Below are 23,980 nucleotides of genomic sequence, written 5' to 3'. Positions count from 1 at the left end.
GATGATTGTCGTGGAAAAACTGACCAAGCAATTCAAGAGTCAGGTCGTGCTCAACGGCATCGACCTCGAGGTCAAGGAAGGCGAAGTCGTCGCGATCATCGGCCCCAGCGGTTCGGGGAAAACGACGTTCCTGCGTTGCCTTAATTTCCTTGAACAACCCACCAGCGGCCGGATCAAGGTCGGCGATATCGAGATCGATACCAGCCGCCCGCTGAACCAGCAGCAAGCGTTGGTGCGCAACCTGCGCCAGCACGTTGGCTTCGTGTTCCAGAACTTCAACCTGTTCCCCCATCGCACCGCGCTGGAAAACGTCATCGAAGGCCCGATTGTGGTCAAGAAGATGCCGCGCGACGCCGCCGTTGCCCTGGGCAAGAAGCTCATGGCCAAGGTCGGTCTGGCGGGCAAGGAGGACGCCTATCCGCGTCGTCTGTCCGGCGGCCAGCAACAGCGCGTGGCGATTGCCCGGGCGCTGGCGATGGAGCCGGAAGTGATCCTGTTCGACGAGCCGACCTCGGCCCTCGACCCGGAACTGGTGGGTGAAGTGCTGGCGACCATTCGCGGCCTCGCCGAAGAAAAACGCACCATGGTTATCGTCACCCACGAAATGGGTTTTGCCCGCGACGTGGCCAACCGTGTGGTGTTTTTCGACAAGGGCGTGATCGTCGAACAAGGTGAAGCGAAAGCGTTGTTTGCCAATCCAAAAGAAGAACGCACCAAACAGTTTCTCAGCAAGTTTCTGAATCACGCCTGAGAACTTTCAACGCAAGACCATCAACTTCCACGGATGGAAGTTGTACTTCTCTACGCTGAACACCCCCCGCCCTTCAAACATATCAAGTTCGCCACACATATATGTTCTGCAACAGTTACAACGCGCTATTAATTCGCCTAAAACTGTGGAGTAGAGTTGAAAAGCAAGTGTCTTGAAGGCGGCAAAAAACCCCTGAAACTGTAGCCCCATTCTCTTTCCAGCCTAGGCAGAAGCCCTGAGCAATGTAGGAAGCTTCTGATTAATCCGTAATTCATGGATTAACTAAATCCGTCTATTGACTCCCCTTCCCGCACCCTCTTATCTAGTCGCCAAGCGCTTCAAATTAGTTCATTCATCCCGCATTTTGTGGCAACAAAATCAGCCTGTTGTATTGCCTGTTAATTCACGCCTTTTGGTTTATTCAGAAACGGACTTCGTTGCTATGCTTCAAGGAGAGAAATCGATGACCCGCACTTCGCATACCCTCGAACTGGCAGCGCCGACTCTGGCGCTCGCACAAAAAACCGGTATCAACCTGACAGCGGCCGAGAACCTGCTGGTCGATGTGCAGCCCTATCCCGGCATGGACGCCGGCGACCTGATCGAGCTGTTCTGGAACAACTGCTACGTCGCCTCCCACGTCCTGACCGCTGAAGATGTCGACGCGCCGGTCAGCCTGCGGGTGCCGGAGAGTTTCGTGATCAGCGGCTCAGCGCGCGTTCACTATCGGGTGATGCAGGTCGGCCAGGGTCCCGCGCTGTCGGCGGCGACGCGGGTACAAGTGAAACTCGATTGCCCCGGTGGCCAGCCTTCAGCACTGTGCGGGGACGAAAACCAGCAGCTGGCACCAGTGATGCTGCCCGATACCATTCGCCGCCAGGGCGTCAATCCCAACCAGATCAAACGCGGCGTCCCGCTGACCATCGAGCCGTACCTGAACATGGCCGAGGACGATGAAATCACGCTGCGCTGGGGCGATGTGCGCATGGACCTGGCGCGGATCACGGCAGCGGATGTCGGCCTGCCAATTCAAGTCTGGGTGCCGCCCGCAGTGATTGTCGAAGCGGGCGAGGATCTGCGCCTCGACGTGACTTACTGCGTCATCGACCGGGTCGGCAATAACTCGCGCTGGGCGCCGCCGCGAACGTTGAAGATCGGCTGCGTGAATCCTTACCTCAAAGTACCGCTGAAACCTGTCCTCAAAGCCGCCGAAACGCGTAAGCCTTGAGTCGTTCCTATAGTGGCGAGGGAGTTGGTTACCTCGCCGCTGAATCTCCCCTGCCATGGAAAACCAGTTAACCAACCCGACCATCACCCCTTCTATGCATATTCCTAAAAGTTAGTTTATTTAATATTTATACACGCTTAGGGTATATGAACCGGACCACCGGACATTCTTTCGTTCGCCGCACTTTTGCGGCGTTTTTCATAAGATGTGAGGTAGGTAGCATGGTCCGGAACACAATCACCCCAGTGCAGATCGCCAGGGCATTGCGTGCAGCCAAGGAGCGGCACTGATGTCCAGCCTGGCCGATGCAAACGTCCAGTCCGATCTGGACATCGCCCCGTTGTTGTTGCCCGCGCAGATTTTGCGCAACGACGCCCAAGCCATCAAGGCTGCCCATGAGCTGGCACAAGCCGCCCGCGTGCAGGCGGCCAAACGCGACCGTCAGCGCAAATTGCCGTGGTCGGAAATCGAGCAGTTCACCCGTAGCGGTCTGGGCAGCATTGCCATCCCGCGTGAATACGGTGGCCCGCAGGTTTCGTTTGTCACATTGGCCGAGGTGTTCGCGATCATTTCCGCCGCCGACCCGGCGTTGGGACAGATTCCGCAGAACCAGTTCGGCATTATCAATCTGGTGCTCGGCAGTGCCACCGAGGCGCAGAAAAAGCAGCTGTTCCAGAGTGTTCTGGAAGGCTGGCGCATCGGTAATGCCGGTCCGGAGCGCGGCACTAAAAACACCCTGGAACTGAAAGCACGGATCACCGCCGACGGCGACGATTACGTGATCAACGGCCAGAAGTTCTATTCCACCGGCGCGCTGTTTGCGCACTGGGTCGCGGTGAAGGCGCTCAACGATGACGGCAAGCAAGTGCTGGCCTTCGTCCGTCGCGGCACGCCGGGTTTGCGCATCGTCGATGACTGGTCGGGTTTCGGTCAGCGCACCACCGCCAGCGGTACGATTCTGCTGAACAACGTGCGCGTCGAATCGAGCCTGGTGGTCGACAACTGGAAGATCAACGAAATCCCCAACACTCAAGGCGCGGTGTCGCAGCTGATTCAAGCGGCCATTGATGCCGGCATCGCCCGTGGCGCCATCGACGACGCCATCGAGTTCGTCAAAACCCGCGCGCGGCCATGGATCGACGCCAAAGTTGATCGCGCCAGTGATGACCTCTACGTGATCGCCGACATCGGCAAACTGAAAATCGAACTGCACGCCGCCGAAGCGCTGCTGCGCAAGGCCGGCAAGGTGCTAGATCAAGTGCACGCCGCACCGCTGACCGCCGAATCCGCCGCCCACGCGTCGATTGCCGTGGCCGAGGCAAAAGTGTTGACCACCGAAATCTCATTGCTCGCCAGCGAAAAGCTTTTCGAACTGGCCGGCAGCCGCGCGACCCTCGCCGAATTCAACCTCGACCGTCACTGGCGCAACGCCCGGGTGCACACGTTGCACGACCCGGTGCGCTGGAAATATCACGCGGTCGGCGCCTATCGCCTCAACGGCACTTTACCGGCTCGCCATTCCTGGATCTGAGACGACCAGACCTCTGGAGAAAAACATGACGCTATCCCATCACGTCGCGGTCATCACCAGCGATGAGCAAGCCCTGATCGTCGCCAGCGACCTGGCCGAAGATTTCAAACGCGACAGCGCCCTGCGCGACCGTGAACGTCGCCTGCCACTGCCGGAACTCGACGTGTTTTCCCGCTCGGGCCTGTGGGGCATCAGCGTGCCCAAGGAATATGGCGGCGCGGGTGTGTCCAACGTGACGCTGGGCAAAGTCATCGCCCTGATCGCTCAGGCCGACGGCTCGCTCGGGCAGATTCCGCAGAACCATTTCTATGCACTGGAAGTGTTGCGCGTGAACGGCAGCCATGCGCAAAAACAACGGCTATACGCCGAAGTACTCGCCGGCCAACGCTTCGGTAATGCACTGGCGGAACTGGGTACGAAAACCGCTCACGACCGCGTCACCAGCCTCAATCGCGACGGCGACGGCTTTCGCATCAACGGCCGCAAGTTCTATGCGACCGGCGCGATTTACGCGCAGCGCATTCCTACGTCGGTTGTCGATGAAAACGGTGTGCAGCAATTGGCTTTCGTGCCGCGTGACAGCAAAGGCCTGAGCGTGATCGACGACTGGAGCGGCTTCGGCCAGCGCACCACCGGCAGCGGTTCGGTGGTATTCGAAGACGTGTACGTCGCCGCCGAAGACGTGATCCCGTTTCAAAGCGCCTTCGAGCGCCCGACCACCGTCGGCCCGTTGGCGCAGATCCTTCACGCGGCTATCGATACCGGCATCGCCCGCGCCGCTTACGAAGACGCGCTGCACTTCGTGCGCAGCAAGACCCGGCCGTGGATCGATTCCGGTAACGACAAAGCCACCGAAGATCCGCTGACGCTGAAGAGCTTCGGCCACTTGAGCATTCGCCTGCACGCCACCGAAGCCTTGCTCGAACGCGCCGGCGAATTCCTCGACGCCGCGCAGGCCGAGACCAACGCCGATACGGTCGCCGCCGCATCGATTGCGGTCGCGGAAGCTCGGGCGATCAGCACCGAAATCTCCCTCGCCGCCGGCAGCACCTTGTTCGAACTGGCCGGCAGCCAAGCGACCCTGATCGAACACGGCCTCGACCGCCACTGGCGCAACGCCCGCGTGCACACTTTGCACGATCCGGTGCGCTGGAAATATCACGCGGTGGGCAATTACTACCTCAACGATGAAAACCCTCCGCTGCGAGGGACGATCTGATGAGCGTTGCGAAAAAGAAGATTTTGCTTAACGCGTTCAACATGAACTGCATCGGCCATATCAACCACGGTTTGTGGACGCATCCACGCGACACCTCGACCCGCTACAACACCATCGAATACTGGACGGAACTGGCGCAGTTGCTCGAACGCGGGCTGTTCGACGGCTTGTTCATCGCCGACATCGTCGGCGTGTACGACGTCTATCAGAACTCGGTCGATGTGCCGCTAAAAGAATCGATCCAGTTGCCGGTCAACGATCCGTTGCTGCTGGTATCGGCGATGGCTGCGGTGACCAAAAACCTCGGCTTCGGCCTCACCGCAAATCTCACCTACGAGCCGCCGTATCTGTTCGCCCGCCGCATGTCGACGCTCGATCATCTGAGCCGTGGTCGGGTCGGCTGGAACATCGTCACCGGCTATCTCGACAGCGCCGCCAAAGCCATGGGCCTCAGCGAACAAGTCGAACATGACCGCCGCTACGACCAGGCCGACGAATACCTGGAAGTGCTCTACAAACTCTGGGAAGGCAGCTGGGAAAACGGCGCGGTGCTTAACAACCGCGAGCAGCGCATCTACGCCAGCCCGGAAAAAGTGCACAAGGTTGAACACAAGGGCGAGTTTTATCAGGTCGAGGGTTATCACCTCTGCGAGCCGTCGCCGCAGCGTACACCGGTGCTGTTTCAGGCCGGCAGCTCAGATCGCGGTTTGCTCTTCGCCGGGCGTCACGCCGAGTGCGTGTTCATCAGTGGCCAGAACAAGCCGTCGACCAAGGTTCAGGTCGACAAGGTCCGCGCCAGCGCCGTCGAAGCCGGACGCAATCCTGAGGACATCAAGGTGTTCATGGGCCTCAACGTCATCGTCGGCGCGACTGAAGAAGCCGCGTGGGCCAAGCACGCCGAGTACCTGAGTTACGCCAGCGCCGAGGCCGGTGTGGCGCATTTCTCGGCGTCCACCGGTATCGATTTTTCCCAGTACGAATTCGACGAACCGATCCAGTACGTGAAAAGCAACGCCATTCAATCGGCCACGAAAAACCTGCAGAACAACGATTGGACCCGGCGCAAGTTGCTCGACCAGCACGCCCTCGGTGGTCGTTACATCACCGTGGTCGGTTCGCCTGAACAAGTGGCGGATGAGCTGGAATCGTGGATCGCCGAGACCGGTCTCGACGGTTTCAACCTGACGCGGATTGTTACGCCGGAAAGCTATGTCGATTTCATTGATCTGGTGATTCCGGAGTTGCAGCGGCGCGGGTCGTACAAGACCGCGTATGACTGCGGCAGCTTGCGCGAGAAGCTGTTTCACGGTGAAGCGCAGCTACCTGAGCAACACACAGGATCTTCGTACCGCCGCTAAAAGCATCGCTGACAAGCCAGCTCCCACAGGTTTTGTGAACACCGCAAATCTCTGTGGGAGCTGGCTTGCCAGCGATGAGGCCCGACCAGACACCACAAATCAATGCACTGACTGGAAAACCCATCATGACCCAGAAACGCCTGTCCCACCCAGTCAAAGCACTGGCCCTGGCCCTCGGCCTGTTCAGCTCGGCCGTGTTCGCCGCCGACGCCCCGTTGAAAATCGGCACCACCGCCGCCTTCGCCATTCCCTTGGAAGCCGCCGTCGAAGAGGCCTCCAAACAAGGCCTCAAAGTCGAGTTGGTCGAGTTCACCGACTGGATCGCACCCAACGTCAGCCTCGCCGCCGGCGACATCGACGTTAACTACTTCCAACACATCCCGTTCCTCGAAAACGCCAAGGCCGCCGCCGGTTTTGACCTGGTGCCGTTCGCGCCGGGGATCATCAACAACGTCGGTCTCTACTCGAAGAAATACAAAAGCTTCGACGAACTGCCAGAAGGCGCCAGCGTCGCCATCGCCAACGATCCGATCAACAGCGGGCGCGGCCTGCAACTGCTGGCCAAGGCCGGTTTGATCACACTGAAACCGGGCGTGGGCTACAAAGCGACCGAAGACGACATCGTCGCCAACCCGAAGAAAATAAAAATCCTCCAGGTCGAAGCCGTGCAACTGGTCCGCGCCTACGACGATGCCGATCTGGTCCAGGGCTACCCGGCCTACATCCGCCTGGCGAAGACCTTCGATGCCGGTTCGGCACTGCTGTTCGATGGTCTCGACCACAAGGAATACGTGATTCAGTTCGTCATTCAGCCGAAGAGCAAAACCGATCCGCGCCTAATCAAATTCGTCGACATCTACCAGCATTCGCCGGTCGTTCGCGCGGCGCTGGATAAAGCCCACGGCAAGCTGTATCAAGCCGGTTGGGAAAGCTGAGCATGACGGCCGCGATCCAACGGCGACTGGAAATTCCAGAGCCACATAATGCTGAAAAAACCGAACTGCACCCCGAGCTGAATCGCGCCCACGTGCGCTTCATCGGTCTGGGCAAAACCTACAACGGTCGACAAGGCCCGGTCGCCGCGTTGCAGGGCATCGATCTGGCGATCCAGCGCGGCGAGGTGTTCGGCATCATCGGTCGTAGCGGCGCTGGCAAGTCGTCGCTGATTCGCACGATCAATCGCCTGGAACAGCCGACGTCGGGGCGAGTGTTGATCGATCAGGTCGACATTGGCGAGTTCGACGAAGACCGTCTCGTAGCGCTGCGCCGACGGATCGGCATGATCTTCCAGCATTTCAATCTGATGTCGGCCAAGACCGTTTGGCAGAACGTCGAACTGCCGCTGAAGGTGGCGGGGGTTCCCAAGGAACAGCGCGAGAACAAGGTTCGCGAATTGCTCGAACTGGTCGGCCTGCAAGAAAAGCACAAGGCCTATCCAGCGCAGTTGTCTGGAGGGCAGAAACAGCGTGTCGGCATCGCCCGCGCGCTGGTGCATGACCCGGATATTCTGCTATGCGACGAAGCGACTTCGGCACTCGATCCGGAAACCACGCAATCGATCCTCGGCCTGCTGCGTGAGATCAATCAGCGCCTGGGCCTGACCATTGTTTTGATCACCCATGAAATGGCGGTGATTCGCGAAATCTGTGATCGCGTCGTAGTGCTGGAGCATGGCCGCGTCGTCGAGCAAGGCCCGGTGTGGGAAGTGTTCGGCAATCCGCAGCACGAGGTCAGCCAGACTTTGCTCGCGCCGCTGCAACACGCGCTACCGGAAGAATTGCAGAGCCGCTTGCACGCGCACGCGCCCTCTTCCGCTGCCGCCGTAGTGCTGCGCTTGCAGTTCACCGGCAGCGCCAGTGACGAACCGGATCTGGCGGCGCTGTTTGCTGCACTGGGTGGCCGGGTGAAGCTGCTGCAGGGCGGCGTCGAACGGATTCAGGGGCATGCGCTGGGGCAACTGCTGTTGGCGGTGAGCGGATCGTCGCTCAGCGCTGAGCAGTTGCACGAACGCGCGGCACCTTGGGCGCAACGGGTGGAGGTGCTGGGTTATGTGGTTTGATCGCTTGCTGCAGGGCTTTATCGACACGTTCCTGATGGTCGGCGTGTCGTCATTGATTGCGCTGCTGGTGGGGATTCCCATGGCAGTGATCCTGGTCACCAGCGACAAGGGCGGAATCTATGAAGCGCCGGTGTTGAACCGTGCCCTGGGCGCGTTCGTGAACCTGTTTCGCTCGATCCCGTTTCTGATTTTGATGGTTGCGCTGATTCCTTTTACCCGCTTGATTGTCGGGACAACCTACGGTGTCTGGGCCGCCGTTGTGCCGCTGACCATCGCCGCGACACCGTTCTTTGCGCGGATTGCCGAAGTGAGTTTGCGTGAGGTCGATCATGGTTTGATCGAAGCGGCGCAGGCGATGGGGTGCCGGCGTTGGCACATTGTCTGGCATGTGCTGTTGCCAGAGGCGCTGCCGGGGATTGTTGGCGGTTTCACCATCACCTTGGTGACGATGATCAACTCGTCGGCGATGGCCGGGGCGATTGGTGCTGGCGGGTTGGGGGATATCGCTTATCGCTACGGCTATCAGCGCTTTGACAGCCAGATCATGTTGACGGTGATTGTGTTGCTGGTGGCGTTGGTGGCGGTGATTCAGTTGGGTGGTGATCGGTTGGCTCGGGGGTTGAACAAGCGTTGAGTCTGGCCGAAATCATTCAGCGACTTCGAGACCGCTATCGCTAGCAGGGCTAGCTCCCACAGTTGGAATGCATTTCCCTGTGACAGCCAGCAAGCTCTCAGATTTGGAATGCACTTCCCTGTGACAGCCAGCAAGCTCTCAGATTTGGAATGCACTTCCCTGTGACAGCCAGCAAGCTCTCAGATTTGGAATGCGTTCCCCTGTGTCAGCCAGAAAGCTCTCAGATTTTGAATGCATTCCCCTGTGACAGCCAGCAAGCTCTCAGATTTGGAGTGCGTTCCCCTGCGGGAGCCAGCCCTGCTGGCGATGGCTGCGCAGCAGCCTCAAACCCAATGGCGTATATTCGGCGAATCCCAATTGCCCGCGTATCCCGACCATGAAGCAGACTCCCAGCGATCTCGACCAGATCACCGCCACCACCCTTGGCCACTACAACTCGGTGGCCGAAGACTTTCGTGAAGGCACTCGCGATCACGATGTCAGCCAGAACATCGATGCATTGCTGCGGCATATTCAGGGCACGGCGCCGTTCACGATTCTCGATTTCGGCTGTGGCCCGGGCCGGGATTTGCAGACGTTCACGCGCATGGGTCACGTTGCGGTCGGCCTCGACGGTTCGCAGGAATTCGCCCGAATGGCCCGCGAGGACAGCGGCTGCGAAGTGTTGCAGCAGGACTTTCTGAAGCTGGATCTGCCGGCCGAGCGCTTCGACGGCATCTTCGCCAATGCGGTGCTGTTTCATGTGCCGCTGCAGGAGTTGCCACGGGTGCTCAAGCAATTACACGGCGCGTTGAAGCCCGGTGGCGTGTTGTTCAGTTCCAATCCGCGTGGGGATAACCGTGAAGGCTGGAACGGGCCGCGTTATGGCTCGTATCACGATCTGGCGGCTTGGCAAGGCTTGTTGACCGCGGCGGGGTTTGTCGAGCTGGAGCATTACTACCGGCCGGCGGGGCTGCCGCGCGAGCAGCAGGCTTGGTTGGCCAGTGTCTGGGGTAAATCTGCGTAGTCGATTGCGACGCTATCGCTAGCAGGGCTAGCTCCCACAGGAAATTGCATTCGAACTGTGGGAGCTAGCCCTGCTAGCGATGAGCGCGAAGCGCTCGCTTTTACTGCGCCTCTTTTTGCGGTTCGCGAATCTTGTACCAGGCCACGTACAGCGCCGGCAGGAACAGCAGCGTCAGCAACGTCGCCACCACGATCCCGCCAATCATCGCGTAAGCCATCGGCCCCCAGAATACTTCCCGGGCGATCGGGATCATGCCCATGCTCGCCGCCGCAGCAGTCAGCAGGATCGGTCGGCGCCGATGTTCGGTTGCCTCGACCACCGCGTCCCACGGCGCATAACCTTTCTTCTCGAACTCATCGATCTGCGTCACCAGAATCACCGAGTTGCGGATGATGATGCCGATCAGCGCGAGAATCCCCAGGATTGCCACGAACCCCATCGGCGTGCCCGTCGGCACCAGCGCCAGCACCACGCCGATCAGCCCCAACGGCGCGACACTCGCCACCAGAAACATCTTCTGCACGCTGTGCAACTGGATCATCAGGAACGTCGCCATCAAAAACAGCATCAACGGCAACACCTTGGCAATCGGCCCCTGAGCCTTGCCGCTTTCCTCGACCGTACCGCCGGTGGCGACTTTGTAGCCGACCGGCAGTTTTTCGGCGAAGGCATCAATCGACGGCTTGAGGATTTTCACCAGATCGGTCGGCTGGATCTCGTCGCGCACCGAGGCTTTGATGGTGATGGTCGGCAAACGGTCGCGACGCCACACCAACGGTTGCTCCAGTTCATAACGAACCGTGGCGAACGCCAGCAGCGGAATCGACGTGCCGCTCGGCGTGACGATCTGCAGGTTCTGCAGGGTTTCCGGCGTACCGCGCTCGGAATCCACTGCGCGCCCGACCACGTTGATCAGGTAGATGTCGTCATCGACCTGGGTCAACGGCGAGCCACTGACGATGCTGTTCATCAGGTTCGCCACGTCCTCGGACGACAGCCCGAGCTGGCGCGCCTTGTCCTGGGCGATGTCGATACGCAAGACTTTGCCCGGCTCGTTCCAGTCGTAAATGATCTCGCCGATGTGCGAGTTCTTGTCCAGTTCGGTCGCGAGGTCGATGGCGTGCTTGCGCACCTGATCGATGTCTTTGCCGCTGACCCGGTACTGGATCGGACGCCCAACCGGCGGGCCCATTTCCAATGCTTGCACGTAACTGCCGATGCCGACGAAGTCCTTGTGCAGGCGCTCGCGCAGACGTTGGGTCAACGCCTCACGGGCCTCGAAATCCTTGCTGACGATCACCAGTTGCGCGTAGTACGGGTTCTGCAATTGCTGGTCGAGGGGCAGGTAGAAACGGATCGCGCCCTGGCCGATGTAAGTGCTCCAGCGCACGATGTCCGCATCACCCTTGAGCGTCGCTTCGAGTTTGTCGACGGCTTTGCGGGTTTCGTCGATCGAGGCGTTTTGCGGCAGGTTGAGATCGACCAGAATTTCCGGGCGATCCGATGCCGGGAAGAACTGGTTCTGCACAAAACGCATGCAAAAAATCGACAGGGCAAACAGCAACACGGTGATGCCGATTGCCCACCAGCGGTTGCGCATCGCCCACAGCAGCCCGCCGTTGAACGCACGGCCAATGCGACCCGGCTCGGCTTCATGGGGTTTCACGTTGGCGCTGAGGATGTGCACGCCGATCACCGGGGCGAAGAACACGGCCACCACCCACGACACCAGCATCGCCACTGCGATCACCGCAAACAGGGTGAAGGTGTACTCCCCGGCGGAGCTGGCGTTGAGCCCGATGGGCACGAAACCGGCCACCGTCACCAACGTACCGGTAAGCATCGGGAACGCCGTCGAGGTATAGGCGAACGTCGCGGCCTGCTCGCGGGTCTCGCCCATTTCCAGACGCGTGACCATCATCTCCACGGTGATCATCGCGTCGTCCACCAACAGGCCGAGGGCGATGATCAGTGCGCCGAGGGAAATCCGCTGCATGGTGATGCCGCTGTATTCCATGAATACAAAGACCATCGCCAGCACCAGCGGAATCGAGCACGCCACCACCAGCCCGGCGCGCACGCCAAGGCTGATAAAGCTCACCACCAGCACGATGATCACCGCTTCGAACAGCGCGCTGGTGAAACCGCCAACGGCTTCTTCAACCACCACGGCCTGATCGGAAACGGTATGCACGCCAACGCCGACCGGCAAGTCCGCGGTCAGTTGGTCGATGCGCGCATGCAAGGCCTTGCCGAACTCCTGAACGTTGCCGCCCTTCTGCATGGCAATCGCCAGGCCGATGGCCGGTTTGCCGTCGAAGCGGAATTCTGGCGTGGCTGGATCAACGTAACCACGGCTGATCTCGGCGATGTCGGCCAGACGATAGAAGCGGTCATTGAGCTTGAGGTTGACCTCGGCCAGATCCTTTTCCGAGGCGAACTGCCCGGAGGTGCGCACGGAAATCCGCTCCGGCCCGGCCTCGATCACACCCGCCGGGGTTACGGCATTCTGCGATTGCAGACTGTCCACCACCTGACGCTGATCGATGCCCAGCGCAGCCAGTTTGCGCGTGGAGAAGTTCAGGTAAATCACTTCGTCCTGCTGGCCGACCATTTCGATCTTGCCCAGCCCCGGCACATTGCGGATCTCGGCGCGAGCCTGCTCCACATAGTCGCGCAGCTGACGCATGGTCAGGCCATCAGCGGTAAAGGCATACACCGAGCCGAACACATCACCGAACTCGTCGTTGAATCCCGGCCCCTGAATGCCTTGGGGAAACTGTCCGCGAATGTCATCGATCTTCTTGCGCACCTGGTACCAGATTTCCGGGATGTCCTTGGCGCTGGTGGTGTCGCGCAGGTACACGTACACCGTCGATTCGCCGGGGCGCGTGTAGCTTTTCACGTAGTCGAGGGAATCAAGTTCTTCGAGTTTTTTCTCGATGCGGTCGGTGACCTGCTTGAGGGTTTCCTCTTGCGTCGCGCCCGGCCATTTGGTCTGGATGACCATGGTTTTGATGGTGAACGACGGATCTTCTTCGCGCCCCAGATTGAAGTACGAGAACACGCCCATCAGCAACGCGACGAACATCAGATACCAGACGAATGACTGATGCTTGAGGGCCCATTCGGAGAGGTTGAAAGAGCCTTTCATTGACTGTCCTCGTCAAGTTTTACCGATTGTCCGGGTTTGAGGCTGTTGACGCCTGCGCTGACCACGCGCTCGCCGTTCTTCACCCCGCCAGCCAGCACGACGCTGCTGTCGGTACGGCTGACGACGGTGACATCGCGGGGGCTGACGGTTTTGTTCTGCGTGTCGATGACCCAGATGCGAGCTTTGCCGTCGACCTCTTGCAACGCCGTCGCGGGCAATTCGATACGCGGTTTGATCGCTGAGCTGAGGGTCACGCTGATCGCCGTGCCGAGACGGAAACCGTCCGGCGTCTCGGCCAGGGTCAGACGCGCACGCCGGGTGCGCGTGGCGCTCTGGGCCTGGGGTTCGATCTCGCGGATGATCGCCGTGGTGTTGATGCTCGGGTCGAGTTGCGCGGCCACGGAGAACACCACGTCGCCAGGGATCTGATCGACCAGGGTATCTGGCAGATCGATCACCGCTTCCTTGATGTCCGGTTGCGCCAGGGTCACCACTTGCTGACCGGCGGTGACGACCTGCCCGGCCTCGGCGTTCCACGCGGTGACCACGGCGCGGTGATCGGAGCGCAGCTCGGTGTAGCCGAGTTGATCCTTGCTCTGATTGACCGCCGCACGTGCCTGATCCAGCGAGGCCTGGGTGGTTTTCAGATCGGTGTTGGCGACGTCCAATTGCGCCTGCGCGCCAACACCGCGATCGAACAGCGCTTGCTGGCGGCGAGCATTGGCTTGCGCGTTGATCAATTGCGCCTGGATTCTCGCCAGATCGCCTTGGGCCGAACGCAACTGATTCTGCTGGTCGGAAGGGTCGAGGGTGGCGAGCAGCGTGCCCTTCTCGACCTCGGCACCGACATCGACGTTACGGCTGGCGATACGGCCACCGACGCGGAAACCGGTGTTGCTCTCATAGCGCGCCTGAATGCTGCCGGCGAAACGCCCGAGGTTTTCCTCGCTCAACGCTTCGACCTTGACTGACAGCACCGGGCGGACGGGCTCGGGCGGCGGCTCTTTCTTCGAGCACGCGGCCAACAACACAGCGACGGGTAACAGCCACAGAGACTTCATGGCTGCGCTCCCGGCTGAAGATCCTTGTAGGTGTTTTCGGCAATCTCGACTTTCATGCCCGGGTGCAGCAATTGTCCGCCAGCGACGATGACTTTCTCGCCGCCCTTGAGGCCTTCGCTGATGATGACTTTGCCGGTCAGGTAACGGCCAACCGTGACGTTGTGCAATTGCGCCTCGCCCTTGTCGTCGACCATCCACACCGCGGTATCGCTGATGTTTTTCGTCAGCGCTGACCACGGCAATTCGACCGCCGACTTGCCCGAGCCTTTGGCCGTGGCGCTGACCACCGAACCGAGTTGCATGCCCGGCGGCAGCTTGTCGAGGGTGACTTTGACTTGCACGGTGCCCGATTGCGCCGACACTGCCGGGGTGATTTCGCGCACGGTGCCGGTGGTTTTGATCTCGGGGTTGTCGAGCAGGCTGACGGTGATTCTGTTGTCCGCAGGACGCTCGGCGAGCAACGATTCATACACGTTGAATACCGCATCGCGGTCGCCATCGCGGGCCAGGCTGAAGATCGGCGCGGTGGCCTGGACCACTTGGCCGACTTCGGCCTGGCGCTCGGTGATGACGCCCGGCGCGTCAGCGATCAACGAGGTATAACTGAGTTGGTCCTTGGCATTGGCCAGTTGCGCCTGCGCCGCGCTCAAGGCGCTCTGGCTGCTGCGCAACGCCGCTTGGGCGGAGTCGTATTCACTTTGGCTGGTGTAGCCCTTGGGCAGGAGTTTCTGCTGACGCACGAACGCCGCTGCGCTCTGTTTCACCCGCGCCTGTTCGGCGACCACTTGGGCTTGGGCGGAGTCGACGTTAGTCTGCAAGTCTTTAGGGTCAAGTTTCGCCAGCACCTGTTTGGCGGTGACCCGGTCACCGACGTCGACCGTGCGCTGGATGATCTTGCCGCCAACGCGGAACGACAACTCAGTCTGCACGCGTGCTTGTACGTCACCGGTCAATGTCACCGAAGCCGCGTAATCCATGGGTTTCACTTCTTGTACGAAGACCCTGGGCAAGTATTCCTCAGGGGCTTTTTTCTCGCCGCAGGCGGTCACCAAGGTGAACAGACTCAGCATGACCGCTGTTTTCAAACCGGGACTCGCCATGCAGACTCCTTCCTGTGTACGAACGTGCAAGTGACGATACGACTGTGAGCTTAGAACAGGGTTCAACGTTCGCCCGCTCGTCGCCCATATTTCCCTGCGGCAGCACCTACAATGGGCGCCTGAAGAGAAGGAATTCCATGCTCAATACTCTCGCGGTGGCCAATTACCGTTCGATCAATAAATTGGTGATCCCGCTGGGCCGTCTGAACCTGATCACCGGTCCCAACGGCAGCGGCAAGTCCAATCTGTACCGAGCGTTGCGCCTGCTGGCGGAAACCGCGCAGGGCGGCGTAGTCAATGCGCTGGCCCGTGAGGGAGGGCTGGATTCGACGTTCTGGGCCGGGCCGGAAACCATCAGTAGACGCATGCGCAACGGTGAGGTGGCGATCGAGCCGACGGTGCGTCAGGGCGTGAAACGTCTGCGCCTGGGGTTCGCCGGGGAGGATTTCAGTTATTCGATTGCTTTGGGGTTGCCCGAGCCGAGCCGCTCGTTTTTCTCTCTCGACCCGGAAATCAAGCGCGAATGCATCTGGGCCGGGCCCGTGTATCGCCCGGCCAGCCTGCTGGTGGATCGCAACGGCCCGATGATTCGTGCGCGCGAAGGCCGCGGCTGGGATCTGCTGGCGCAGCACACACCCAACTTCGACAGCCTGTTCGATCAAGTCGGCAGCCTGCGCAACTCGCCGGAAGTGTTTCAGATGCGCGAGTTCATCCGGCGCTGGCGCTTCTACGATCACTTTCGCAGCGATGCCGATGCGCCGGTGCGCCAACCACAACTGGGCACGCGCACACCGGTGCTGCACCACGACGGTCGAGATCTGGCGGCGGCGTTGCAGACCATCATTGAAATCGGCGATCCCGAGGCTTTGCAGGGCGCCATCAGCGACGCGTTCCCCGGCGCACGCCTGCGGATCGAGCCGCTGACCGGCGGACGCTTTGCCATCGAGTTTTATCAGGAAGGTTTGCTGCGGCCATTGTCGGCGGCGGAGCTGTCGGACGGCACGCTGCGCTATCTGCTGCTGGTAGCGGCGCTGCTGACGCCGAGGCCGCCGTCGCTGATGGTGCTGAACGAACCGGAAACCAGCCTGCACCCGGATCTGCTGCCGGCGTTGGCCCGGTTGATCATTCGTGCGTCGGAGCAGTGTCAGGTGTGGGTGGTGTCCCATGCGCGGCGGTTGATTTCGGCGTTGCAGGAAGATCCCGAGTGCAATTGCATCGTGCTGGAGAAAACCTTGGGCCAGACCGGGATGGTTGGACAGCGAGTGCTGGATGAACCGGCGTGGAACTGGCCGGATTGACTCCCCACTGATCGTTCCCACGCTGTGCGTGGGAATGCAGCCCGTGACGCTCCGCGTCACTGGACGCGGAGCGTCCCCGGAGGCATTCCCACGCGGAGCGTAGGAACGATCATCCAACTAGCCCTGCCACTTGCCACCCTCGACAATCACGCTCTCAGGCTTGGTGTCATCGCTCAGTTCTTTACGCACATATTGGTCGTACAGCTTGAGCAGATATTTCTCCTCACCCAGCTTGGTCAGCTCGGTATTCACCCAGTCACGCAATTCGATATTGCCCTTCTTCACCGCCGGCGCAATCGGCGCTTCGGCACCGAGCTTGTCCTCCAGCACGCGATAGCCCGGGTTCTGCTTGGCCCAGCTGAACAGCACCAGATTGTCTTGCGCGTAGGCATCGCCACGACCATTGGCCAGGGCTTGCAAGGATTCTGAGTTCTTCTCGAACTTCAGCAGTTTCCAGTCCGGGTGATTCTTGGTCAGCCAGATGTCCGCCGTGGTGCCGGTGGTGACGATGGTGGTGCGGGTCGCCAGGTCATCAAGATTCTTCACCGAGCTGTTTTGCGGCACCAATGCCTGCACCGCAACCTTGAGGTTCGGGTTGGTGAATTCCACCGCTTCCTTGCGCTCCGGGGTGACGGTCATGTTGGCAAGGATCAGGTCGACCTTGTCGCTTTGCAGGAACGGAATACGGCTGGCCGGCTCCACCGCCACGAACTCGACCTTGTTTTCATCGCCGAGCAGATCCTTGGCGAAACGCCGACCGATGTCGGTATCGAACCCGACGTAGCGCCCGGCTTCATCGACAAAACCGAATGGAGGTTTATCAGTGAAGACACCGACGATCAGCTTGTCGCGAGCCTTGATCTTGTCCAGATAACCGGCCGGCGCGGCGCTCTCGCTGGCGACTTTCGGCTTCGGTGGTTCTTCGGTTTTGCTGCAACCGGCAAGCAACGCAAGGCTCAGTAGAGGCAGAAAAAAAGCGGCAGTTTTCATAACAGTTCCAGTTCCTTTGTCGGATTCGTTTTTGGCAGTGTTGCAACGAAGGAGAACTTCTCCAGAAACTGCTGCGCGCGTGCGGTTTGCGGGTTCGTAAAGAAAATCTCGGGCGGGTTCTGTTCAAGGATGCGCCCGGCATCCATGAACACAATGCGATCGGCCACCGCGCGGGCGAAGGCCATTTCGTGGGTGACGATCAACAGGGTCATGCCTTCGCGGGCCAGGCCCTGAATGACCTGCAAAACTTCCTTGACCATCTCCGGGTCGAGGGCGGCGGTGACTTCATCGAAGAGCATCACCCGTGGGTTCATGCAAAGCGAACGGACGATGGCGATGCGTTGTTGCTGCCCGCCGGAGAGCTGACGCGGGAAGGCATCGCGCTTGTCCAGCAGACCCACGCGTTCGAGCAACGCTTCGGCTTGCTGCTGCGCTTCGCGACGCTGACGCTTTTGCACCTTGAGCGGGCCGAGCAGCAAATTGTCGAGCACGCTCATGTGCGGGAACAGGTGATAACTCTGAAAGACCATACCGATCTGCTGGCGGATGTCGCGCCAGTCGGTAGCCTTGTCCAGCAGCTCGCGGCCGACAAATTTCAGGCTGCCGCTATGGGCGACTTCCAGGCCATTAAGGCAACGCAGCAAGGTGCTTTTGCCGCATCCGCTGGGGCCGAGGATGACGATCACTTCACCGCTCTGCACCTGCAGGTCGATGCCGTTGAGCACCTGCTGTTCGCCATAGAATTTGTTGAAACCGTGAAACTCGATCAATGCGTTCATGCTTGCGTCCAGCGCCGCTCCAGCACGCGCGAGGCGGCCGAGAGCGGGTAGCAGATGAAAAAGAAAAACAGGAACAGCGCGCCGTAGATCAGCACCGATTCGTAAGTGCGTTCGATGATCTGCTGGCCGACCTTGATCACGTCGACCACACCGATCAGCACGGCCAGGGAACTGGTCTTGATGATCCGCGTGTAGACGTTGATGGTCGGCGGCGTCATGCGTTTCAGCGCTTGTGGCAGCAGCACGTAGCCATAGAGCTGCGCCGCGTTCAGGCCAATCGACAATCCCGCTTCACGCTGCCCGCGTGGCAACGAATGCAGCGCACCGCGCGCCACTTCGCCAACTTCGCTGGCGCCCCACAGCGACAGCACCAGCACCGCGCACCAGAAACTCGGAATGCTCAGGCCGAAGAAAATCGGCAAGCCGAAAAACAACAGGTACAGCCAGACCAGCACCGGGATCGCCCGGAACAACTCCAGATACACCCGCAGAATCGCGTTCAGCCAGGTTACGTTGAGCGTGCGCAAAACGCCGTAGAGCACGCCGCCGACGGTGCTGATGGCGATGCTCAGAAACGAAATCGCCAAGGTTTGTCCGGCGCCCTTGGCCAATTGCGGCAACGACACCCAGAGCAATTCAAGACCCGAACTGGCCATGCTGGAGCCTCCTTTCCAGACGGCTGAGCAGCAGCGACAGCGGCAAGAACAGCAACACGCAAATCAGTGTCAGCACGGCGAGCATTTCGTAGGTTTTGTAATAGAGCGCGATGTAGCTCTTGGTGGTGTAGAGAATTTCCGGCACCGCCACCGCCGAGACCACGGTGGTTTCCTTGAGCAGGAAAATGAAATTGGCGAACAGCGACGGCAGGCTGAGGATCACCGCTTGCGGCAGGATCACGTAGCGCAGCAACTGGCCGTGGGACAGGCCGATCGAACGCCCGGATTCCAGTTGCGCCTGTGGCACGGCATCGACGCCGGCGCGCAGCACTTCAGTCAGATAGGCGCCGCCGAGGAAGGTCATGGTGATGATGGCGGCAGTGAAGCCGGACACCTGAATTCCCAGGGCCGGCAAGGCGAAGTAGACGAAGAACAACTGAATCAGCAGCGGCGTGTTGCGCGCCAGCTCGACATACAGACCGACCAGTTTTTGCAGGTAAGGCGTGCGGAACACCAGAATCGTCGCGTTGAGCAGCGCCACCAGCAGCGATGTGCCGATGGCGATAAATCCGACCTGCAGCGTCACGCCCACGGCTTTGAGAAACGCCGGCAGGGTGCTGAGGATAAATGCGTAGTCGAAGGTCATGAAACGTCCTGGACGCCGCTCGGTAAGCGACGGTGATGCAGTCCATGGGCAGCGGATGGCTGTCCGGCAAGCATCGACTTTATAGGTATAAAAACCAGAATTTAAATACCGTTAAAGCATATTGATATCACCCAAAAAACTATGTTGTGGGTTTGCCGGGAAGGAATAAGAAGGCTATTTTCCTTTTCGCTGTAGGAAGGATCTTTTTTTCACGAAAGCCCTCCAAGGACGAACAGCTTTTGGCCAGACTCCCCGGCCAAACCATTACAAGGAAGACAACATGGACGTAAAAGTACCGCAGCGACTGGATCCGCAGGACATTGTCAAATTGCTCGTGGCGTTGCGCCGGGCGTTGAAGGCTCAGGTGGCCTGAATCAAAGATCAAAAGATCGCAGCCTTCGGCAGCTCCTACAGGTGATCGCATTCCTCTGTAGGAGCTGCCGAAGGCTGCGATCTTTTGCTTCTGGCTTCTGATTTACGAGTCCACAAACCCAGTACACACAAAAACGCCGATGCCCATCACTGGCCATCGGCGTTTTCACACCTTGAAGGGGTTCACGCAAGCGTCAGATCAGAACGCCGGCAATACCGCGCCGTTGTACTTCTTCTCGATGAACGCTTTGACTTCCGGGCTGGTCAGGGCTTTGGCCAGTTTCTGGATCGCGTCGCTGTTCTTGTTGTCCTCACGGGCCACCAGGAAGTTCACGTACGGCGAGTCAGCGCCTTCGATCACCAGGGCGTCCTTGGTCGGGTTCAACTTGGCTTCCAGCGCGTAGTTGGTGTTGATCATGTCCAGATCAACTTCCTTCAGAACGCGCGGCAGCAGGGCCGATTCCAGTTCCTTGAACTTGAAGTTGTGCGGGTTCTTGGCGATGTCTTTCGGCGTTGCCAGAGCGTTTTTCGGGTCTTTCAGCTCGATCAGGCCAGCCTTCTGCAACAGGATCAAAGCGCGGCCGCTGTTGCTGCCTTCGTTCGGGATAGCAATGGTCGCGCCGTCCGGCAGTTCAGCCAGGGTTTTGTACTTGCTCGAGTAACCACCGAACGGTTCAACGTGCACGCCTTGCACGGTCACCAGGTACTTGGCTTTGTCGTCCTTGTATTTACCCTGGTTGAAGCTGTTCAGGTACGGCAGGGTCTGGAAGTAGTTGGCGTCCAGACGCTTTTCGCCCACCTGTACGTTCGGCTGAACGTAGTCGGTGAACACTTTGATTTCCAGATCCACGCCTTCTTTGGCCAGGGTCGGTTTGATCAGCTCAAGGATTTCAGCGTGCGGGACCGGGGTCGCAGCAACCACCAGTTTCTCGCCGGCATTGGCCAGGGAAGCAGTCAGAGCAGCCGCCAATGCGGTAAACAACAGAACCTTTTTCATGCAGTGTCCTTATCGAAAATCACGGTCGTCATCGACGACGGCATTTAATACGTGTGCCAGTGAAGTGATATCGCTGGCGTGGGTCGGACAATACCGGGATTTTTTATTCCCGGACAATAACGTTTATTCAGCTTCATATTCCATTTTGTTCATGTTGAACAAAATGGTTACAACGCCTCACTCAAATGAATCAGCAATTCTTTCAGTGCCTTACGCTCGACCACGCTGCCGCCGATGTTGATTTGCGCCACCAGCCGTTCGATCTGCAGGTGCGGCCCAGACACTTCGGGAAGATTCAGGTGCTCCGGCAGAATCTCATCACCGGTACTCACCAACAGGGCAAAGTGAATGACGTTTTCCAGCTCGCGGGTGTTGCCCGGCCAGCTGTGCTGTTCGAGCAGGTGCTGCGCCGCTTCGCTGATCAGCGGCACAGGCAGATCCAAACGCTGGCTGTAGATGCCGAGAAAATATTCGGCCAGCGACAAGATATCGCCAATCCGCGCACGCAACGCCGGCAACTCGAGATGCCCTTCGCTGAGATAGTGATAGAGCCGCTCGTGGAATTTTCCAGCGTCTACCGCTTGCGCCAGATCGATGCTGGTCGCCGCCACCAGGCGCACATCCACGGGGCTCGGCTGATGCGCACCGACGCGAGTGACCTCGTGATTTTCCAAAGCAGCGAGCAATTTGATCTGGATCGGCAACGGCAAATCGCCGATTTCATCCAGGTACAAGGTGCCGCCATTGGCCGAACCGAACCAACCGGCGCGACTGCTGGCCGAGCCGCTGTAGCTGCCGGCGGCATAGCCGAACAGTTCGGCATCGGCATAAGTCGGGCTGATCGCACCACAATTGACCGAGACGAACAGGCCGCTGCGATCACTGGCGCGATGGATATGCCGAGCAAGCAATTCCTTGCCCGTGCCGGTCTCGCCACGGATCAACACCGAGGTCGAGCGCGGCGCCAATTGCTCGAGTTCTTCGCGCAACTGTCGCGAGCGCGGATCGACGAACACCAGCGCTTTGGCGCGAATGCTCAGGGGGCTTTTTTCCGCATCGGGAAAGGTCAGCAATGGCTGACCGAACGTTTCAAAACTCATGGCAGACTCCCGCCCCAAACCGCCGGGAGACGGGGGCGATCAAAGAAAAAAATCAGGCACGACGGCGTGCGTGGTGTTCCATGCGGTTCTGCAGGCGATAGAGATAAGCAAAACCCTGTTCCCAACGCTGATGCCCGGACTTCACATTGATGTGCCCGGCACCGGCGAGAATCCCCGCCTCGGCGCCCCAGTTGCGCGCCAGTTCCAACGCGCGTGGCGCACTGACGGCGGCGTCGTTGTCGGAGCTGACCACTTGGCTCGGGAAGGGCAACAGGTCAGTCGGGATCGGCGCAAAATTGCGCAGCGCCGGCGCGCAGGCCGGGCGCTCGACATCCGCCGGCGCGACCAGCAAGGCGCCGCGCACCTGACGCAAATATTGCAGCGGCGCAGTGGCGGCCCAGTGGGCAACGGTGATGCAGCCGAGACTGTGGGCGATCAGGATCACCGGCGTACTGTCGGCGCTGATCGCTTCGGCCAGGGCCGCGACCCAGTCTTCGCGACGCGGCGTCAGCCAATCGGCCTGCTCGACCCGTGCGCTGTTCGGCAGGCTGTTCTGCCAGTGGGTTTGCCAATGATCATCTGGCGATCCTTGCCAGCCCGGCACAATCAGGTAGCGGATTGATTCGTTGCGCATGGGGGAGCTCTCCTGCGTCGTGTCTGTTCTGGAACGAGTATAGGGAGGGGATTTATATTCGTTAAGGAATAAGAAGCTATTTATTAAGATCTGAATTGCATATACAAAACCTAAGCAGGAGCTGCTGAAGGCTGCGATCTTTTGATCTTGTTTTTTAAAAATCAAAATCAAAAGATCGCAGCCTTCGGCAGCTCCTACAGGGTTGATGTTCGAGAAATAAAAAAAGGGCCGCACCCTGCCAAGGAGACGGCCCCGGAAAAACATGAAAATCTGTTACCGCGCAGTAATCACCGACAACTTGGTAATCCCCGCCCGCTCGATCGAAGCCATGGCTCGCGCCACTTCGCCGTAGTTCACCCCGTCATCCGCCTGCAATTGCACGCGCACTTCCGGGTCTTTGGCCTTGGCCGACTTCAGGTTGAATTCCAGCAAGTCCGGCTGAATCTCATCCTTGTTGATAAACAGTTTGCCGGCGCCATCGATGCTCACCACCAGCGGATCCTTCTGCTCGACCGGCGCCACCGCCTCAGTCTTCGGCAGGTTGATCGGGATCGCGTTGGTCAGCAGCGGTGCGGTGACGATAAACACCACCAGCAGCACCAGCATCACATCCACCAGCGGCGTCACGTTGATCTCGCTGAGCACCTCGTCACTGTCTTGCGTGGAGAAGGCCATATCAGGACGCCTCCTTCACTTTTGCCGCGCTGCCCGGCGCTGCAACCTTGTGCGCGGTCGGGTGGATCAACACGCGGAACGAGCTCTTCTGCGCCAGGCTATAGAAGTCATGGGCGAAGTCATCCAGATCCGCCGCCGTCAGTTTCAACCGGCGCAAAAAGTAGTTGTAAACCAGCACCGCTGGCACCGCGACGGCGATCCCAACACCGGTCGCAACCAGGGCTGCACCGATGGGTCCGGCGACGGTTTCCAGGCTTGCCGAACCGGCCGCGCTGATGCCTTCCAACGCCTCCATGATTCCCCACACCGTGCCGAACAAACCAATGAACGGCGAGGTGCTGCCAATACTGGCGACTACCGCCAGACCGGTTTCCAAAGAACGCCGTTCGCGAACGATCTGCTGGCGCAAAGCGCGCTCCAGGCGATCCTGATGGTTGATCGCCTGGCTCAAATCATTGGCCTGCGGCGCCTCGCCCACTTGAATCGCGGCATAACCGGCCTGCGCCACACGGGCCGCAGCGCCCGGCTGGGTTTCGCTCAGTTCAGCGGCGGCGTCGAGACTCGATGCCGCCCAAAAGCGTTTATGAAAACGCCGATCCTGCGCCTTCAGACGCCCGAACTGCACAGCCTTGAGCAACGCCAGGCCCCAGGTGGCGACGGAAAAAACCACCAGCAGCCAGATCACCGCGCTTTCGATGGATTCCAGTGGAGATGCCAGTAACGTCATGATGA

General features: G+C 59.7%; 22 protein-coding genes. 10 read left to right on the top strand and 12 right to left on the bottom strand.

Annotated elements, in window-relative coordinates; translation table 11 throughout:
* The first annotated feature begins 1 nt into the window (after position 1).
* The 9 genes from tcyN to AC3Y64_RS01185 all read left to right on the top strand — a co-directional run bounded on the left by tcyN (position 2) and on the right by AC3Y64_RS01185 (position 9,786).
* Positions 2-751 (top strand): L-cystine ABC transporter ATP-binding protein TcyN, encoded by a 750-nt coding sequence (gene tcyN, locus AC3Y64_RS01225; RefSeq protein ID WP_489986159.1) that lies wholly within the window; start codon positions 2-4, stop codon positions 749-751.
* Between the two features lie 463 nt (positions 752-1,214).
* Positions 1,215-1,979 (top strand): hypothetical protein, encoded by a 765-nt coding sequence (locus tag AC3Y64_RS01220; RefSeq protein ID WP_489986158.1) that lies wholly within the window; start codon positions 1,215-1,217, stop codon positions 1,977-1,979.
* A 289-nt stretch (positions 1,980-2,268) separates the two neighbouring features.
* Positions 2,269-3,510 carry an SfnB family sulfur acquisition oxidoreductase gene (locus tag AC3Y64_RS01215; protein WP_489986157.1) on the top strand — a complete coding sequence of 414 codons (1,242 nt, stop codon included), beginning with the start codon at positions 2,269-2,271 and terminating at the stop codon, positions 3,508-3,510.
* Positions 3,511-3,535: 25 nt separating this feature from the next.
* Positions 3,536-4,729, top strand: coding sequence for an SfnB family sulfur acquisition oxidoreductase (locus AC3Y64_RS01210; RefSeq protein ID WP_489986156.1), 1,194 nt, complete (start codon positions 3,536-3,538; stop codon positions 4,727-4,729).
* Positions 4,729-6,087: an LLM class flavin-dependent oxidoreductase gene (locus tag AC3Y64_RS01205; protein WP_489986155.1), complete on the top strand. Its 1,359-nt coding sequence runs from the start codon at positions 4,729-4,731 to the stop codon at positions 6,085-6,087. The genes AC3Y64_RS01210 and AC3Y64_RS01205 overlap by 1 nt, the downstream gene beginning before the upstream one ends.
* A 125-nt stretch (positions 6,088-6,212) precedes the next feature.
* On the top strand, positions 6,213-7,022 hold the full coding sequence (locus AC3Y64_RS01200; protein ID WP_489986154.1) for a MetQ/NlpA family ABC transporter substrate-binding protein: 810 nt from the start codon (positions 6,213-6,215) through the stop codon (positions 7,020-7,022).
* A 2-nt stretch (positions 7,023-7,024) separates the two neighbouring features.
* Positions 7,025-8,146 (top strand): methionine ABC transporter ATP-binding protein, encoded by a 1,122-nt coding sequence (locus tag AC3Y64_RS01195; RefSeq protein ID WP_489986153.1) that lies wholly within the window; start codon positions 7,025-7,027, stop codon positions 8,144-8,146.
* Complete coding sequence (locus AC3Y64_RS01190) at positions 8,136-8,780, top strand: methionine ABC transporter permease (RefSeq protein WP_034151854.1); 645 nt, start codon at positions 8,136-8,138, stop codon at positions 8,778-8,780. Before AC3Y64_RS01195 ends, AC3Y64_RS01190 begins: the two co-directional genes overlap by 11 nt.
* 376 nt (positions 8,781-9,156) lie before the next feature.
* The gene (locus AC3Y64_RS01185) at positions 9,157-9,786 is read left to right on the top strand and encodes a class I SAM-dependent methyltransferase (RefSeq protein ID WP_489986152.1); all 630 of its coding nucleotides are present in this window, start codon (positions 9,157-9,159) and stop codon (positions 9,784-9,786) included.
* 100 nt (positions 9,787-9,886) lie between these two features.
* Here AC3Y64_RS01185 and AC3Y64_RS01180 read toward each other — a convergent pair whose 3' ends face one another.
* From AC3Y64_RS01180 to AC3Y64_RS01170, 3 genes are read right to left on the bottom strand one after another with little or no spacing between them, the layout of a single operon-like run.
* A complete protein-coding gene (locus AC3Y64_RS01180) occupies positions 9,887-12,940 on the bottom strand; it encodes an efflux RND transporter permease subunit (RefSeq protein WP_489986151.1) in 3,054 nt (1,017 codons plus the stop codon).
* Complete coding sequence (locus AC3Y64_RS01175; RefSeq protein WP_489986150.1) at positions 12,937-14,001, bottom strand: efflux RND transporter periplasmic adaptor subunit; 1,065 nt, start codon at positions 13,999-14,001, stop codon at positions 12,937-12,939. The genes AC3Y64_RS01180 and AC3Y64_RS01175 overlap by 4 nt, the downstream gene beginning before the upstream one ends.
* Positions 13,998-15,101, bottom strand: a complete 1,104-nt coding sequence (locus AC3Y64_RS01170) for an efflux RND transporter periplasmic adaptor subunit (protein ID WP_489986149.1) — start codon at positions 15,099-15,101, stop codon at positions 13,998-14,000. The genes AC3Y64_RS01175 and AC3Y64_RS01170 overlap by 4 nt, the downstream gene beginning before the upstream one ends.
* A 137-nt stretch (positions 15,102-15,238) precedes the next feature.
* Here AC3Y64_RS01170 and AC3Y64_RS01165 point away from each other — a divergent pair, with 137 nt between their 5' ends.
* The gene (locus AC3Y64_RS01165; protein WP_489986148.1) at positions 15,239-16,399 is read left to right on the top strand and encodes an AAA family ATPase; all 1,161 of its coding nucleotides are present in this window, start codon (positions 15,239-15,241) and stop codon (positions 16,397-16,399) included.
* Positions 16,400-16,516: 117 nt separating this feature from the next.
* Here the strand turns inward: AC3Y64_RS01165 and AC3Y64_RS01160 are convergent, their stop codons facing one another.
* The 9 genes from AC3Y64_RS01160 to AC3Y64_RS01120 form a co-directional block, all read right to left on the bottom strand.
* Positions 16,517-17,389 (bottom strand): transporter substrate-binding domain-containing protein, encoded by an 873-nt coding sequence (locus AC3Y64_RS01160; RefSeq protein WP_489986147.1) that lies wholly within the window; start codon positions 17,387-17,389, stop codon positions 16,517-16,519.
* Positions 17,386-18,168 carry an amino acid ABC transporter ATP-binding protein gene (locus AC3Y64_RS01155; protein WP_489986146.1) on the bottom strand — a complete coding sequence of 261 codons (783 nt, stop codon included), beginning with the start codon at positions 18,166-18,168 and terminating at the stop codon, positions 17,386-17,388. Before AC3Y64_RS01155 ends, AC3Y64_RS01160 begins: the two co-directional genes overlap by 4 nt.
* On the bottom strand, positions 18,165-18,824 hold the full coding sequence (locus tag AC3Y64_RS01150; RefSeq protein ID WP_489986145.1) for an amino acid ABC transporter permease: 660 nt from the start codon (positions 18,822-18,824) through the stop codon (positions 18,165-18,167). Before AC3Y64_RS01150 ends, AC3Y64_RS01155 begins: the two co-directional genes overlap by 4 nt.
* The gene (locus AC3Y64_RS01145; RefSeq protein WP_489986144.1) at positions 18,805-19,470 is read right to left on the bottom strand and encodes an amino acid ABC transporter permease; all 666 of its coding nucleotides are present in this window, start codon (positions 19,468-19,470) and stop codon (positions 18,805-18,807) included. The genes AC3Y64_RS01150 and AC3Y64_RS01145 overlap by 20 nt, the downstream gene beginning before the upstream one ends.
* 571 nt (positions 19,471-20,041) lie before the next feature.
* Complete coding sequence (locus AC3Y64_RS01140; RefSeq protein ID WP_489986143.1) at positions 20,042-20,839, bottom strand: MetQ/NlpA family ABC transporter substrate-binding protein; 798 nt, start codon at positions 20,837-20,839, stop codon at positions 20,042-20,044.
* A gap of 167 nt (positions 20,840-21,006) precedes the next feature.
* A complete protein-coding gene (locus AC3Y64_RS01135) occupies positions 21,007-21,939 on the bottom strand; it encodes a sigma 54-interacting transcriptional regulator (protein WP_489986142.1) in 933 nt (310 codons plus the stop codon).
* 52 nt (positions 21,940-21,991) lie between these two features.
* On the bottom strand, positions 21,992-22,573 hold the full coding sequence (locus tag AC3Y64_RS01130; protein WP_489986141.1) for an alpha/beta hydrolase: 582 nt from the start codon (positions 22,571-22,573) through the stop codon (positions 21,992-21,994).
* A gap of 273 nt (positions 22,574-22,846) precedes the next feature.
* Positions 22,847-23,248, bottom strand: coding sequence for an ExbD/TolR family protein (locus AC3Y64_RS01125; protein ID WP_003220570.1), 402 nt, complete (start codon positions 23,246-23,248; stop codon positions 22,847-22,849).
* A gap of 1 nt (position 23,249) precedes the next feature.
* On the bottom strand, positions 23,250-23,975 hold the full coding sequence (locus AC3Y64_RS01120) for a MotA/TolQ/ExbB proton channel family protein (RefSeq protein WP_489986140.1): 726 nt from the start codon (positions 23,973-23,975) through the stop codon (positions 23,250-23,252).
* Positions 23,976-23,980 lie beyond the last annotated feature (5 nt).

This window comes from Pseudomonas sp. 4CAES_32.4 (genome assembly GCF_058136335.1).
Note: the sequence above shows the minus strand (reverse complement) of the source record. Positions and strands in the feature narration are given on the sequence as shown.